At 57.2% G+C, this 14,744-nt stretch carries 17 protein-coding genes; 10 read left to right on the top strand and 7 right to left on the bottom strand.

All coding sequences use genetic code 11. The annotated features are described in order from the left end of the window. Positions 1 to 38: 38 nt before the first annotated feature. From AC2FLO_RS19670 to yddG, 8 genes are all read left to right on the top strand, one after another. Positions 39 to 425: a hypothetical protein gene (locus AC2FLO_RS19670; protein WP_480585517.1), complete on the top strand. Its 387-nt coding sequence runs from the start codon at positions 39 to 41 to the stop codon at positions 423 to 425. Continuing rightward, positions 422 to 1,393 (top strand): sterol desaturase family protein, encoded by a 972-nt coding sequence (locus AC2FLO_RS19665; RefSeq protein WP_496804012.1) that lies wholly within the window; start codon positions 422 to 424, stop codon positions 1,391 to 1,393. Before AC2FLO_RS19670 ends, AC2FLO_RS19665 begins: the two co-directional genes overlap by 4 nt. 90 nt (positions 1,394 to 1,483) lie before the next feature. Continuing rightward, positions 1,484 to 1,672, top strand: a complete 189-nt coding sequence (locus AC2FLO_RS19660) for a hypothetical protein (protein WP_480585514.1) — start codon at positions 1,484 to 1,486, stop codon at positions 1,670 to 1,672. Positions 1,673 to 1,775: 103 nt separating this feature from the next. Further along, positions 1,776 to 2,609, top strand: coding sequence for an EAL domain-containing protein (locus AC2FLO_RS19655; RefSeq protein ID WP_480539003.1), 834 nt, complete (start codon positions 1,776 to 1,778; stop codon positions 2,607 to 2,609). A gap of 190 nt (positions 2,610 to 2,799) precedes the next feature. Continuing rightward, on the top strand, positions 2,800 to 3,975 hold the full coding sequence (locus AC2FLO_RS19650) for an acetyl-CoA C-acetyltransferase (RefSeq protein WP_209506585.1): 1,176 nt from the start codon (positions 2,800 to 2,802) through the stop codon (positions 3,973 to 3,975). A gap of 187 nt (positions 3,976 to 4,162) precedes the next feature. Continuing rightward, positions 4,163 to 4,885: an acetoacetyl-CoA reductase gene (gene phbB, locus AC2FLO_RS19645; protein ID WP_496752208.1), complete on the top strand. Its 723-nt coding sequence runs from the start codon at positions 4,163 to 4,165 to the stop codon at positions 4,883 to 4,885. A 298-nt stretch (positions 4,886 to 5,183) separates the two neighbouring features. After that, complete coding sequence (locus AC2FLO_RS19640; RefSeq protein ID WP_496752206.1) at positions 5,184 to 6,131, top strand: transcriptional regulator GcvA; 948 nt, start codon at positions 5,184 to 5,186, stop codon at positions 6,129 to 6,131. Further along, complete coding sequence (yddG, locus tag AC2FLO_RS19635) at positions 6,128 to 6,994, top strand: aromatic amino acid exporter YddG (RefSeq protein WP_496804013.1); 867 nt, start codon at positions 6,128 to 6,130, stop codon at positions 6,992 to 6,994. The genes AC2FLO_RS19640 and yddG overlap by 4 nt, the downstream gene beginning before the upstream one ends. Here the strand turns inward: yddG and AC2FLO_RS19630 are convergent. The 3 genes from AC2FLO_RS19630 to AC2FLO_RS19620 all read right to left on the bottom strand — a co-directional run bounded on the left by AC2FLO_RS19630 (position 6,991) and on the right by AC2FLO_RS19620 (position 8,263). Beyond that, a complete protein-coding gene (locus tag AC2FLO_RS19630; RefSeq protein ID WP_083445267.1) occupies positions 6,991 to 7,155 on the bottom strand; it encodes a YdcH family protein in 165 nt (54 codons plus the stop codon). The genes yddG and AC2FLO_RS19630 overlap by 4 nt on opposite strands. Positions 7,156 to 7,286: 131 nt before the next feature. Further along, positions 7,287 to 8,051, bottom strand: coding sequence for a tRNA1(Val) (adenine(37)-N6)-methyltransferase (locus AC2FLO_RS19625; protein ID WP_496752202.1), 765 nt, complete (start codon positions 8,049 to 8,051; stop codon positions 7,287 to 7,289). Further along, positions 8,048 to 8,263 (bottom strand): putative signal transducing protein, encoded by a 216-nt coding sequence (locus AC2FLO_RS19620; RefSeq protein ID WP_050604033.1) that lies wholly within the window; start codon positions 8,261 to 8,263, stop codon positions 8,048 to 8,050. The genes AC2FLO_RS19625 and AC2FLO_RS19620 overlap by 4 nt, the downstream gene beginning before the upstream one ends. 56 nt (positions 8,264 to 8,319) lie before the next feature. Between AC2FLO_RS19620 and AC2FLO_RS19615 the strand changes: the two genes are divergently transcribed. Continuing rightward, positions 8,320 to 9,318: a polyprenyl synthetase family protein gene (locus AC2FLO_RS19615; protein ID WP_267363260.1), complete on the top strand. Its 999-nt coding sequence runs from the start codon at positions 8,320 to 8,322 to the stop codon at positions 9,316 to 9,318. Here AC2FLO_RS19615 and AC2FLO_RS19610 read toward each other — a convergent pair. From AC2FLO_RS19610 to soxR, 4 genes are all read right to left on the bottom strand, one after another. Further along, positions 9,311 to 10,132: a 4-(cytidine 5'-diphospho)-2-C-methyl-D-erythritol kinase gene (locus tag AC2FLO_RS19610; protein WP_496752200.1), complete on the bottom strand. Its 822-nt coding sequence runs from the start codon at positions 10,130 to 10,132 to the stop codon at positions 9,311 to 9,313. The genes AC2FLO_RS19615 and AC2FLO_RS19610 overlap by 8 nt on opposite strands. After that, positions 10,122 to 11,792 (bottom strand): tetratricopeptide repeat protein, encoded by a 1,671-nt coding sequence (locus AC2FLO_RS19605; protein WP_496752432.1) that lies wholly within the window; start codon positions 11,790 to 11,792, stop codon positions 10,122 to 10,124. The genes AC2FLO_RS19610 and AC2FLO_RS19605 overlap by 11 nt, the downstream gene beginning before the upstream one ends. A 145-nt stretch (positions 11,793 to 11,937) precedes the next feature. Then, positions 11,938 to 13,584 carry an electron transfer flavoprotein-ubiquinone oxidoreductase gene (locus AC2FLO_RS19600; protein ID WP_480899229.1) on the bottom strand — a complete coding sequence of 549 codons (1,647 nt, stop codon included), beginning with the start codon at positions 13,582 to 13,584 and terminating at the stop codon, positions 11,938 to 11,940. Positions 13,585 to 13,720: 136 nt separating this feature from the next. Beyond that, positions 13,721 to 14,176: a redox-sensitive transcriptional activator SoxR gene (gene soxR, locus AC2FLO_RS19595; protein ID WP_209598669.1), complete on the bottom strand. Its 456-nt coding sequence runs from the start codon at positions 14,174 to 14,176 to the stop codon at positions 13,721 to 13,723. An 81-nt stretch (positions 14,177 to 14,257) separates the two neighbouring features. On the opposite strand from soxR, the gene AC2FLO_RS19590 reads away from it, so the two are divergent. Next, positions 14,258 to 14,638 carry a VOC family protein gene (locus tag AC2FLO_RS19590; protein ID WP_209598670.1) on the top strand — a complete coding sequence of 127 codons (381 nt, stop codon included), beginning with the start codon at positions 14,258 to 14,260 and terminating at the stop codon, positions 14,636 to 14,638. Positions 14,639 to 14,744: the final 106 nt, after the last annotated feature.

Genomic DNA, 14,744 nt, shown 5'->3' with positions numbered 1-14,744 from the left:
TTCCATCCTCCTTTGCACTCTGCGCTCAGGAGGATGGAATGCCGCTGGAAATTCTATTGGTGTTGGTCGTTGGGGGCATAGCTGGGATTACGGTATTGTTGCATCTGACGGGCAAGTCGCGGTTGCACGTGCTGACGCCGGACACGGCGCCACGCCAGTGGCTGCGGCATTTCCCTGATGACACGGTGATCGACGTGACAATCGCCCATGACGGTCACGCGGCGCTGGTAAGAACCCAGAACGGGGCTGGGTTGATCTGGTCCTTCGGGGCCGACACAGTAGCGCGGCATCTTCAGGATTTCGACTGGTTTGAGACCGCCAATGGCATCGAAGTTCGGTTTCACGACTTCAGCACCCCGCGCGCGACCCTTCACCTTGACCAGACCGAACGCCAGCACTGGCAACACTTGATGAGGCCCGCATGACAGACCAGGTAAGCTTTCCCGATGCGGTGCAATGGGCCGTCCCGTTTTTCATCGCTGCTATTCTGGCAGAATTCCTGTGGATCGCAGTCAAAGGCAAAGGCGGGCGGTATGAAACGCGCGATGCTGTGACCTCGCTGATCATGGGGGCCGGGAACATCGCGTCGGGCTTTTTGCTGGGCTTTATTGCCTATGCGTTTTTCATGTGGCTGTGGCAGATCACTCCTTTGGACCTGGGCACGTCAATTCCCGTTATCATTCTGTGCTTTGTTCTGGATGATCTTCGCTATTACTGGGTACACCGTTTTGGGCATCGCATTCGCTGGGTCTGGGCCAGCCATGTCAACCACCACAGTTCACAGCACTACAATCTGACCACAGCTCTGCGGCAGACTTGGACCTACACCTTTACGTTCATGATGGTCGTTCGCGCGCCGCTGATCCTGCTGGGTTTCCATCCCGCCATGGTTCTGTTCGTCGGCGGATTGAATCTGATCTATCAATTCTGGATTCACACCGAGGCCATCGGCAAAATGCCCCGATGGTTCGAAGCGGTCATGAATACCCCCAGCCATCATCGCGCGCATCACGGCAGGAACGCGCGGTACCTGGATTGTAATTACGCCGGAGTTTTCATCATCTGGGACAAGCTGTTTGGGACATTTGTGCCTGAACTGGAAAACGACCGTGTCGACTACGGGCTGGTTCACAATATCGGCACCTTCAACCCGTTGCGCGTTGCGTTTCACGAATGGGTCGGCATTTGGCATGATGCCACGCAGCCAGGCCTGAAACTGCGGCAACGTCTGGCCTATTGTTTTGCACCTCCTGGGTACAGCCACGACGGCAGCCGCGACAACTCGGAACAGATAAAAGCCAAGCACTTGGCTCGCCACCCCGAGGACCGGGGAACGCCCGGTTTTGAGCAGGTCGACAAGATCCTGCCCAAAGGACAGGCAGAACAGGCCTGACACAGCCGTCAGGCCCCGCTAGACTTGAACTCCGGTTTTTGCACGCCATATCAGTGATTGAATGTGGCGCATAGATGAGCGAGGGGCGGCATGAAACGTTTGGCAACCATTTCAACCTTCGTGGGGTTGTTTGGCCTGTTGCTGGCCATGCTTGCCGCGCTCGGCAGCTTTGTTGGCACTCTGATCGCACTGGGTTTTGTCCTGATGATTCTGGGTGCGACAGGAGCCCTTCTTGGAGCCGCGGCATCGCTGGCCCGTGCCGGGCATTCCGCGCGCTAAAACCGCAATAAGCAACTTCTTCTGACGCTTTAACCGCAGATTCATCTGTTTGCCCCGAAACTGTGTCAAAACACCTGTTCCGGACACACGGGAATCTGCGCCTATGGGAAACAAAAAGCTCACCAATCTTCCCGAAGGGTTGGACACCCCTTTGAATGCAGCAGTGTCAACACGGGATCGTTCGGTGGTTCAGATGGCAACCGATGCTGTGAAGCACAAGCAATGTCGGTTGGCCTTTCAGCCGGTTGTTCAGGCGCACCCGCCGCATGACATCGCGTTTTACGAAGGCTTCATTCGTGTATTGGATGAAACAGGGCGCGTTATCCCCGCGCGCGAGTTCATGCCACAGGTTGAAAACACTCCGATCGGACGTGATCTCGACTGCGTCGCGTTGGAACTTGGTCTGCGCACGTTGGTGAAGAACCCCCAGATCCGCCTGTCGATCAACATGTCCGCCCGCTCAATCGGTTATTCCAACTGGTCCGGTATACTGGACCGGTTTCTGAAACGGGATCCGCAGCTGGGCGAAAGGCTGATCCTAGAAATCTCCGAAAGTTCTGCCATGCAGGTGCCGGAATTGGTGGTCGACTTCATGGACCGCCTACAGGATCGCGGCATCGCCTTTGCGCTAGACGACTTTGGTGCCAGCAATTTCAGTTTCCGCCACTTTCGCGAGTTTCTGTTCGACGCCGCCAAGATCGATGGTCAGTTTATCAGGGGCATCAGCAACAGCCCCGACAACCAGGCTTTGGTGCGGGCCCTGATTGCCGTGGCGCGTGAGTTTGAAATTCTGGTCACTGCCGAATCGGTCGAAACTCAGAAGGATGCGGCATTTTTGCTTGAAAGTGGCGTGGATTGCATGCAGGGTTTTCTGTTTGGCGCGCCAAGTGTTTCACCCCCGTGGAAACAGGAAAAAATTTCAAAAACAGCAAGTTGACCCGTGGGTGATTGACATTTTTCCGCCATTTCCCAAGCTGAGACAAGCTGCCCGTTGCTGCAAGTGCAGCATTACGCTATTGCAGAAGTACTTGAGCGGGGGATAACGGGGCGCTCTTGTTTCGAGAGGGAAACTCTCGGCCTGCGCCGTCAGACATTCCGCCAGACAATGACGGTAAAGGACTGATCATATGACCAACGTAGTAATCGCATCCGCCGCACGAACAGGTGTCGGCAGCTTTAGTGGTTCGTTTGCGAACACCCCCGCACATGATCTGGGCGCGGCCGTCCTGGAAGCAGTTGTTGAGCGCGCCGGGATTGAAAAAGGCGAAGTCAGCGAAACCATCTTGGGTCAGGTGCTGACTGCGGCTCAGGGGCAGAACCCGGCTCGGCAGGCGCATATCAACGCCGGTTTGCCGCAGGAAAGTGCCGCCTGGGGAATCAACCAGGTTTGCGGCTCGGGCCTGCGTGCGGTCGCATTGGGCGCTCAGCACATCCAACTCGGCGATGCCGAAATCGTCGCCGCTGGCGGTCAAGAAAACATGACCCTGTCGCCCCACGCAGCTGCCCTGCGTGCCGGTCACAAGATGGGTGATATGAAGTATATCGACACCATGATCCGCGATGGTCTGTGGGATGCCTTCAACGGTTATCACATGGGTCAGACGGCGGAAAATGTTGCCGAGAAATGGCAGATCAGCCGCGACATGCAGGATGAATTCGCTGTTGCTTCGCAGAACAAGGCCGAGGCGGCGCAAAAAGCCGGCAAGTTTGTCGACGAAATCGTGCCCTTCACCATCAAGACCCGCAAGGGTGACATCGTGATGGACAAGGACGAATACATCCGCCACGGCGCTACAATGGAAGCCATGGCAAAGCTGCGCCCCGCCTTTACCAAGGACGGATCGGTCACTGCTGCAAACGCTTCGGGCCTGAACGACGGCGCGGCCGCAACCCTGCTGATGTCAGCTCAAAACGCAGAGAAGCGCGGAATCGAACCTTTGGCGCGCATCGCGTCCTACGCAACTGCCGGGCTGGACCCGTCGATCATGGGCGTTGGCCCGATCTACGCTTCGCGCAAGGCATTGGAAAAAGCGGGTTGGTCCGTCGACGATCTGGACCTTGTTGAAGCCAACGAAGCCTTTGCCGCGCAGGCCTGCGCAGTGAACAAAGATATGGGCTGGGATCCGTCGATTGTGAACGTGAACGGCGGCGCAATTGCCATCGGCCACCCAATCGGCGCATCAGGTTGCCGCGTTCTGAACACGCTGCTGTTCGAAATGAAGCGCCGCGACGCAAAGAAAGGTCTGGCCACCTTGTGCATCGGCGGCGGCATGGGTGTCGCCCTGTGTGTGGAGCGCGACTAAGTGCGGCAATAACCAAATAGAAAAGGGCGTCCATGGGACGCCCTTTTTTGTTACACTGGGGTCGTACCCCTTAGATGCGACGATATTGCCATCCGAAATAAACACCTTAATGACGAAACAATATTGCGCACAAACATCTCTCAAAGTAACAGCATTACCAAGGCGACTAAAATTGGAGGAGTCCTAAATGGCACGTACAGCACTCGTTACCGGCGGTTCCCGCGGCATTGGCGCAGCAATTTCCAAGGCGCTCAAAGCCGAAGGATACAACGTTGCGGCCACCTATGCAGGGAATGACGAAGCCGCCGCGAAATTCACCGAAGAAACCGGCATCAAGACCTACAAGTGGAACGTCGCCGATTATGACGAATCCAAAGCGGGCATCGAAAAGGTCGAGGCCGAGGTTGGCCCCATCGATGTCGTTGTCGCCAACGCAGGCATCACCCGTGATGCACCTTTCCACAAAATGACACCCGATCAGTGGAAAGACGTGATCGACACCAACCTGACCGGCGTATTCAACACTGTGCACCCTGTCTGGCCCGGCATGCGCGAGCGCAAATTTGGCCGTGTCATCGTCATCAGCTCGATCAACGGCCAGAAAGGTCAGTTCGCTCAGGTGAACTATGCTGCGACCAAGGCGGGCGATCTGGGCATCGTTAAATCTCTGGCGCAGGAAGGCGCGCGGGCAGGCATCACGGCCAACGCGATCTGCCCCGGTTATATTGCAACCGAGATGGTGATGGCGGTGCCCGAAAAGGTACGCGAATCGATTATTGGCCAGATCCCCGCCGGTCGTCTGGGCGAACCAGGAGAGATTGCACGCTGTGTGACCTTCCTGGCCTCGGACGAATCTCAGTTCATCAACGGCTCGACCATCTCGGCCAACGGCGCCCAGTTCTTCGTCTGATCTGCAATCAGAATTGTGAAAACGGGCCGGTCCATTAGGGCCGGCCCATCCTTATCCCGTAAGATCGCGCGCGCTGCGATCAGCGGGAACCCAATACCCAATTCCACAACTGCCGGACCACCTTGCCACGCTCTTCATGCGCGCGCAGGATCGCCACTTGGGCGGCGGGATTTGTTGTCATCTCGATCATGGTAGCCGCCTTTCAATTCAGTTTTGCTTGACCTGATGTGAATATGAAGGTCACCTATGATCATGACAAACGAAGTTTCCTGAACCTTCAGTTAATAATTTCTTGACCATGAGTGATTATCTGCCCCCACTTACCGCGCTTCGAGCTTTTGATGCCGCGGCCCGGCACATGTCCTTCGCGAAAGCGGCGGAAGAGCTGCACGTGACGCCAGCGGCCCTGTCCTTTCAGATCAAATCGCTTGAGGAGCATCTGGGTCGCCCTCTGTTCCGCCGTCTGAACCGTGCTGTGGAACTGACCGATGCGGGCCGCGCCCTGGCCCCCGGCGCGGCAGAGGGCTTTGCCACATTGCAAAGCGCGTGGCGTGCTGTACGCAGGCAGGAGGAAGACACCGGACTGACCGTCACCGCAGGTCCGGCACTGACTGCAAAGTGGCTCGCACCTCGCCTTTACGAATTCGCCCGTGCACATCCGGAAATCGACCTGAAATTCTCGGCCACATTGCGCAACATGGATCTGGAGCGGGATGATGTGGATGTTGCCATCCGGTTTGGCAATTCCGCCGATGAGGGGCTGTATTCCGTACCTGTAAGAAAAGAGTGGCTGACCCCGGTCATGACCCCGGAGCTGGCGGAGCAATTCACCACGCCAGACAGCCTGCGCGACGCACCGTTGATCCACGACGATTCGATCAATTTTCTGACCCCGCCCTGCGACTGGCCTGCCTGGTTCCGCGCTGTGGGTATCGACTTCATCCCCACTCATGGGGCGCATTTTTCCAACGCAGATCACGCGATTGACGCCGCTGTCGCCGGTGTTGGTGTCGCCCTTGGACGGCGCGCCATGATCCTCAAGGACTTGACCGAGGGTCGGCTGGTTGCCCCCTTCAAGGTCGCGCTGGAAACGCAGGGCCGGTTCCGGTTCCTGTGCCTTCCGGGGGCCGAGAAACGTCCTCAGATCGCAGCCTTTCGGGATTGGTTCCTGACCGAGATTGAAAAGACCGCGCATATTTCGGATGAGTTCGACATAATTCCGATCGAAGAGGTTTCCGGATCATGACCAAAACGTGCGCAACAGCCATCGGCTTTGGGGCCGTACTTTTATGGGCTTTGCTGGCGCTTTTGACCGTCGGCTCTGCACCCACACCGCCATTGCTGTTGAACACGATCTGCTTTTCGATTGGTGGTACGCTTGGGTTGATCTGGACAGCCGCAACCGGTGGGTTTAGCGGGTTGAAACTGGTCCCCTGGACGACCTACTTGCTCGGTTCATTGGGTCTGTTCGGGTACCACGCATTGTATTTTTCAGCCCTGCGTATGGCCCCCGCGGCCGAGGCCGGGTTGATTGCCTATCTCTGGCCCCTTCTTATCGTTCTGTTTTCCGGCCTGCTACCGGGCGAGCAGCTTCGCACTGGTCACTTGATCGGGGCATGCCTTGGCTTTGCTGGGGCTGCTTTGATCATCACCGGAGGCGGGAGCGCCGGTTTTCAGGCACAACACCTGCCGGGATATGCATTGGCCCTGCTTTGCGCCCTGACATGGTCAGGCTATTCGGTTTTGTCGCGCAAATTGGGGGGTACACCGACCAGTTCGGTTGCGGTCTTTTGTCTGATGGCTGCGATGGCTTCGGGTCTGCTGCACTTGGCAATGGAAGACACTGTACTGCCCGACACGACACTGGGGTGGGTTTCTGTACTGGCGCTTGGCCTAGGGCCCGTTGGACTGGCCTTTTATGTCTGGGATATCGGGGTAAAGCAGGGTGATATTCAAATGCTCGGGACCTCATCTTACGCGGCCCCGCTATTGTCGACACTTGCTTTGGTGATGGCCGGGATCGCTGCCCCATCCTGGGGGCTGGCGATCGCGGCCTTTCTGGTTACCGGTGGGGCCTTGATCGCGGCCCGTTCCAGTTTGAAATCTTAAGCAGACAGTCGCTCGATCTCTTCCTTCAGCTTGAGCTTCTGTTTCTTCAGCTGGGCGATGTGGAGATCATCGATGCCTGGCGAGCGTTGGGCTTGTTCTACTTCTAGACCGAGAGATTCGTGCTTTTTCTTCAGTTCTGTCAGATGTGCGCTCACGCTCATTGCGATCCTCCTTTTATACGTGTCTGAATGTCACGTAAGAAGTTGATCACATCGTTTCCACCCTGTCACGCTGCAGACGCACAGAATCTGAAACAAATCCGACAAAATCGGCTGGACATTGCCGGTCGTCGTCAAAACCCGGGCAGGGCAGCGGCCTTCCGGAGCACGGCCGAAATTGCATCCGTATAGCTTTCGCCGTCTTTTTCGTGACGTTCACCCGAGTGCACAATCAAAGGTGGGTGGAGGCGAAATGCCGCACGCCCTCCTTTGCGGGCGCGCAGAATGATCAGCTCAGCCTCCCGACCTGTCCGTGGGCTTAGCGGCAACAACTCTACCGATCCCAGCAACCCCTGGCACGCTGCCATCATGTCGGGCAGTCGATCGGCTTTTTGGATCATGTGCAGGTACCCTTTTGGCGCAAGGCGTCTGGCAGCCACTGCAATCCAGTCGGCCAACTGGGTGTCTTCGCTCAGGGCCACACTTCGTCCCGCATCCTTTGCAGGGCTATGCGCCCCCGCCCGATAATAGGGCGGATTCGCAATGACGTGATCGAACTGGCGCTGCCGAAACGCCTCGGGCATAGCGGTCAGATCAGCTTGGACAACTTCCAGCTCTATCCGGTTGATTTCCGCATTTCTGCGGGCCAATTCCGCATAGGCGGGCTGTAGCTCGATACCTGACACGTGCAGACCGGGCACTCGGGAGGACAAGCAAAGAATGGCAGCCCCTGCGCCGCACCCCAGCTCCAACACGGACTGACCCGCGCTGGCCGGAACGGATGCGGCAAGCAATACCGGGTCGACCCCGGCACGATAACCCGACCGAGGTTGCAGCAATCGAACCCTGCCCCCCAAGAAATCATTGCAGCTGAGTTCGCTATCGGAAAACCGGGTCATCGGCCAAGCGGAATTTCATTGTCGCGCATCACACGTTCGGCACGGGTCAGGTCTTCGGCGCGAACCATCAGTCGGCGGGGAAAGATTCCGATCCCACCTTCGAGGATGCTCATATTTACGTCCATCTGAAAGCAGTCTATATCCTCGCCTTCAAGGAGAGCGGATGCAAAGGCCAGGATCGTCGGATCGGTACTGCGCAATAGTTCTTTCATGGGGATGGATGTAAGGGCAAGGCGGGGCGGAAGTCGAGCCTTGTATCAGGAGAATGATGACCGTCGGCATGATCTCAAAACCGCATGAGCGCCTCGCTGATATATTGGCGGGTGAAATGGAGGCTGTGAATACGTTGATCCGCACCCGGATGGCGTCGGACCATGCCCCACGTATCCCCGAAGTGACCCAGCATCTCGTCGAGGCGGGCGGAAAGCGCCTGCGCCCGATGCTGACATTGGCAGCGGCGCGGCTGTTTGGCTATTCGGGCGAGCACCATGTACGCCTTGCTGCCACGGTCGAGTTCATCCATACCGCTACCCTTCTGCACGACGACGTTGTGGATGAGAGCGCGCAGCGGCGCGGACGCCCGACCGCAAATCTACTTTGGGACAATAAATCCAGTGTGCTGGTCGGTGATTACCTGTTTTCTCGCAGCTTCCAATTGATGGTCGAAACGGGTTCGCTGCGGGTTCTGGATATCTTGGCCAATGCCTCAGCAACCATCGCCGAGGGCGAGGTGCTGCAAATGACCGCAGCAACCGACCTACGGACAGATGAAAGCGTTTACCTACAGGTCGTGCGCGGCAAGACAGCAGCTTTGTTTTCAGCTGCGACCGAGGTGGGCGGCGTGATCGCCGGTGCATCGGAAGAACAGATCAAGGCCCTGTTCGATTATGGTGACGCATTGGGGATCGCATTCCAGATTGCAGACGATCTGCTGGACTATCAAGGGGACAGCAAGACAACCGGCAAGAATGTGGGCGATGATTTCCGCGAACGAAAGCTGACCCTGCCTGTCATCAAGGCTGTTGCACAGGCCACGCCCGAAGAACGCGCATTCTGGGAGCGTACGATCGAAAAAGGCCGCCAACAGGACGGTGATCTGGATCATGCGCTGGGTTTGATGGACAAATACGCAACGCTGGAAAAAACCCGGCAGGACGCTTTAGGCTGGGCGAACAAGGCAAAGGCATCTTTGGATGTTCTGCCCGATCATGAAATTCGCAGCCTGCTGCGCGAACTGGCCGATTACGTGGTCTCGCGCCTTAGTTAAGCTGCGTCGCGCGGCACCACCAGTCAGGATGCGCCGCACCGATCTCATAGGCCGCGAGATGCGCGTCTTTCATTGTGGGATATAGGGCAAAACAGGTTGATCCTGACCCCGACATGCGCGTCACAAGGGCACGACTGGTCATGTTCAACTCGTCCAAAACCTGTTCGATCTCACGTGCAACGCCCATGGCAGGTACCTGCAAGTCATTGCGTTGATCACGCAACCACAGGGCACAGGCTTCAGCGTCTTCAAAATCTGGAACCAGCTCAGGCATCGGCGGATTGTCTCGGGACGCCAGCGCGTTGAAAACGGCTCCTGTCGGCACCGGCACATTCGGGTTGACCAACAGGGCGGGTAGGTTCGGAAAGTTCACCGCCGCCAAACGATCGCCAATGCCTTGCATTCTGATCGCCCGGCTTTCCAGACAAACGGGCACATCTGCCCCCAGTGACAACGGCAGGTCAGGCGGGATGTCACGGCCCAGACCGCCCAGCATATTCAGCATGGCGGCCGCATCCGATGACCCGCCCCCAATACCTGCTCCGTGGGGCAGAGATTTGATCAGGTCGATATGCCCGGTCCAACCGACACCTTCGGCCGCTTTCCAGACCAGGTTACGGCTGTCGGTGGGCACGCCTTCAGCAAACTCCCCATTCACGTCCATAGTCAGCTCGGGGCCGGGTGTGAATGTCAACTGATCGCCGAGATCAGCAAAAACCACTAACGAATCCAACAGGTGATAACCGTCCTTACGACGTCCGGTCACATGCAGGGTCAGGTTGATCTTAGCGGGCGCAAACGCCTTAATTTCCATTTGCGACTTTCAAAGGTTCCGCACCTTCTTCGGCCAGAACGGCACTTAGTCCGACCTCGATCTTGCGTCGAATACGATCTGGGTCAGCCTCGCCATCTGTGTCTTCGGGGTCAACAAAGGACAGCGCCCGCTTCCATTGGAACTCGGCCTCGCGCGCACGTCCGACAGCCCAATAGACATCCCCCAGATGATCATTGACGACCGGATCAACAGGCATCAGCTCGACCGCGCGCTCCATATGCTCGACCGCTTCTTCGTAACGACCCAGACGGAACAGAACCCAACCCAGACTATCCACGATGTAGCCGCTATCCGGGCGGGCTTCGACCGCGCGTTGGATCATGTCCAGCGCTTCATCCAGCTTTTCTTTCCGTTCTACCAAAGAATAGCCCAAGTAGTTCAGCACCTGCGGCTGATCCGGATTCAACTCCAGCGCCCGGCGGAAATCGGTTTCAGCCTGATCCCACTGCTTCAGCCGCTCGTGGCTTATGCCGCGCGCGTAGTGCAGGAACCAATTCCCACCTGCCTGACTGTCCGTCAAAGCAATCGCAGTGTCATAAGAGGCAACCGCAGCCGCATAGTTTTCCTGACGACGCTGAAGATCTGCCAGAGAAACATGCACGCTGGGCAAATCAGGGTTTTGCAGCGCCAGGTTTTGCAGAACTTCAATGGCCGCATCGGTTTTTCCGGATTTATCCAGGATTTCGGCCCGTCCAAGTTCTGCGGCATGGTGGTCATTGCTGCCTGCCGGGACCATACGATAGGCCGCAACAGCCAGATCATACTGTTGCAGCTTGTCCAGCAATTCCGCGCTCAGCAGAATGGCGTCCACGTGGTCAGGGCGCAGAAAGCTCGCCAGTCGCGCGTAAAGCAGGACGTAGTCAGCCGAAGCCTCGCTGTTCAATGCGGCACCAACGGTAAAGAATATTTCCGCCATGCCATCCAGCGCAGAGCCCGCATGGGTGAACGGAAGCGTCTCGCCCGCGGTCAATTGGCCGGTATAGGCTTCAATGGTCGGATCGCTACCGGAAACAAACACATCGTCCAGAAATCGAATGGCGTCTTCGTTGCGATCCAGCTGTGACAGCACCTCTGTACGGGCCAGCGCGGCCCGACGCGAGAACCGCGCAACCGCGTCGTTATTATCCGCAAAAATCACCTCGGCACCTTCGAAATCGCCGATAGAGGCCAGTGCCATGGCTTTGTGATACAGCGCAAATTCCCTGAGGCCTTCCTGCGTGGCCACGGCATCGAACTGCTCCATGGCCTTTGTCATTTCACCTTGCCCCAGATGGGCCCATGCGATCATCAGCCCATCAACCAAAGGACCGATCCCCTGCGTTTCAGGGTCACGCGCCAGAAGTTCGTCAAACTTGCCGTCAGCAATCAAATTGGCCGAAATCGCCATGCGCGCGGCCTGACTGGGGAGGTTGGCTTCCTCGATCTGCTTTGCAACAGGCAAAGCACGGGCAATTTCCCCCAGCGCAAGGCGGGCGACAACAACGCTTTCCAAGAGCAGCGCGTTTTCCGGATCAAACCTGAGAGCCTGGGCGTAGTATCTTTCCGCCGCAGAATAGTCGCTTTCGTAGATCGCCTGACGCCCGGCCAGATATGAACCGGCACCCGAATCCGAAAAGGCCGGCACAGCGACCGACGACATGAGCAGCACGGACAATGCCGTGCGACGAACCAGGGAAACCACCGAAATCCTGCCTTACTATCGTTGACTGACGGTTAAGCTAGGGCTTCGGTCGGCAAGAGGCAATGGCAGAGCCTTCACGACCCTGCCATTGCCGGTTTTTTGCTTACATGTTCGGATAGTTTGGTCCGTCGCCACCCTGCGGCGTGGTCCAGGTGATATTCTGGCTTGGATCCTTGATGTCGCAGGTTTTGCAGTGAACGCAGTTCTGGAAGTTGATGACGAATCGCGGACCGTTGTCATCCTCGACCATTTCGTACACGCCTGCCGGGCAATAGCGCTGCGCCGGTTCGTCGAACTTGGGCAGGTTGACCTTGACCGGGATATCCGGGTCCGTCAGGCGCAGGTGGCAGGGCTGGCTTTCCTCGTGATTGGTTGCCGCAAAGGACACGTTGGTCAGACGGTCAAAGGACAGCGTGCCATCGGGCTTGGGATAATCGATCGGCTTGTGCTTGCTGGCTTCCTCGGTCGACTGGGCATCGTTCTTGCCATGTCCAAGAGTACCAAAGAGCGAAAAGCCCAATGTGTTGGTCCACATGTCCAGACCACCCAGCACCAGCGAAGGGATCATGCCCCACTTGGACCACATCGGCTTGACGTTGCGCACCTTCTTCAGGTCCTTGCCAATTGCGCCATTGCGGACATCGGCCTCGTAAGCGGTCAGCTCATCGCCTGAACGGTCAGCCTTGATCGCGTCATAAGCAGCCTCAGCCGCGGCCTTACCCGACAGCATCGCATTGTGGTTGCCCTTGATGCGCGGCACGTTGACCATGCCCGCGGAACAGCCCAGCAGCGCCACGCCCGGCGCCACCAGCTTGGGCATCGATTGAAGGCCGCCTTCGGTGATCGCACGGGCACCGTAAGCCACGCGCTTGCCGCCTTTCAGCAGCTCGGCCACCATCGGGTGATGCTTGAAGCGCTGGAATTCCATGTAGGGGTACAGGTGCGGGTTTTTGTAGTTCAGGTGAACCACAAAGCCGACATAGACCTGATTGTTTTCAAGATGATAGATGAACGACCCGCCGCCTGCGTTGCCGCCCAGAGGCCAGCCCATTGTGTGCGTGACCGTACCTTCCTTGTGCTTTGCCGGATCGATCTCCCAGATCTCTTTCATGCCGACGCCGTATTTCTGCGGCTCTTTGCCGGCAGACAAGTCGTATTTGGCGATGACTTCCTTGGACAGTGAGCCGCGCACACCTTCCGACAAGAAGACGTATTTGCCGTGCAGTTCCATGCCAGGCTCAGTATTGGGGCCATAAGAGCCGTCCGCTTCCAGACCAAAGACACCGGCCACTACGCCTTTGACTTCACCGTTATCGCCGTAAACCAGTTCGGAACAGGCCATGCCGGGGAAGATTTCCACGCCCAGTTCCTCAGCCTGCTCGGCCATCCAGCGGCAAACATTGCCCATCGAAACGATGTAGTTGCCATGGTTGTTCATCAGCGGCGGCATCGGGAAGTTGGGGATGCGGATTTTACCTGCCTCGCCCAGCATGTAGAAATTGTCTTCATGCACCGGCACGTTCAGCGGAGCACCCTTAGCCTTCCAATCCGGGATCAAAGCATCCAGCCCGCAGGGATCGAGAACTGCGCCAGACAGGATATGAGCGCCCACTTCCGAGCCCTTTTCCAGAACGACAACGTTCAGATCCGCATCCAGCTGTTTCAGACGAATGGCCGCCGACAGGCCCGCAGGACCTGCGCCTACGATCACCACGTCATATTCCATTGCTTCGCGTTCAATCTCGGCCATCGCGGGCTCCCTAGCTTACTTTCCGAATTGGCGCTGTCACTGCAGGATCTGCGCAATTTTGTTTCACGGCTGATTACATGGTCAGTAAGACTTTGGTCAATCGAAACACGGCGTAACAAGGGCGCTATTCGACACATCAGTCCTCTGGTGCATCACCCATCAGGTATCTGGGACCGCTACCATGGGATTTTGCCCTGTCATCGGGGTTATAAAGCTTGCATTTCGGCAAGCTGAGGCACCCACACCCGATGCAGCCGTCCAGATTGTCGCGCAATCGCATCAGGGTATCGATTCGCTGGTCCAGATGAGTGCGCAACCGCACGCTTATGGCTTTCCAATCCTGTGGTGTCGGTGTTCGCTTTCCCGGCAAGCCCGACAAGACCTCGCGAATTTCAGGCAAGGTCAGGCCAAACTGCTGTGCGATCATGACAAAACTCAGCCGCCGGATATCCGCCCGCTGGTAACGTCGCTGCCCACCTGCATTGCGCCAGGGCGCGATCAAACCCTGTGCTTCGTAATACCGGATCGCCGAAACGGCCAACCCCGTACGTCGGGCCAATGCCCCGATTGCCAACCCTTCTGAAACAGCCATGTCGCCCTCGAAGAAATACCTTGACCTAAAGTTAGGTTTAGAAATTACGGTGAGTCGAAACAAGCCAAAAAAGGAGATCCCATGATGGCAACGCTTGAACATACCAATTTCACTGTCAGCGACCCACAGGCCTCGGCCGCCTGGATGCAGCAGGTCTTTGGCTGGAAAACACGGTGGGAAGGACCCGCAATATCAGGCGGATACACGGTGCATGTCGGATCGGCCCACACCTATCTTGCGCTTTACAAACCAGATGCGCCGAAACCATTGGTCGAAAGCAGCTACGATATCGTCGGCGGGCTGAATCATGTTGGTGTTCTGGTCGAAGATATCGATGCAACCGAGGCCAAGGTGCGCAAGGCCGGGTTCGAACCCCATAATCATGCCGATTACGAACCGGGGCGTCGGTTCTATTTCAGGGATGACAACGGCATCGAGTTTGAAGTGGTTCAATATGATTGAGATGCTGTGGCTCTGCACGCCTTCAAAGCGATGGTGCAAGGGCGGGCAACCGGACCATCGCCACAGGCCACACCCGAAACAATCCCGGCGGCGCAATGTTGCAAAT

Source organism: Ruegeria sp. TASC047 (genome assembly GCF_059612445.1).
Note: the sequence above shows the minus strand (reverse complement) of the source record. Positions and strands in the feature narration are given on the sequence as shown.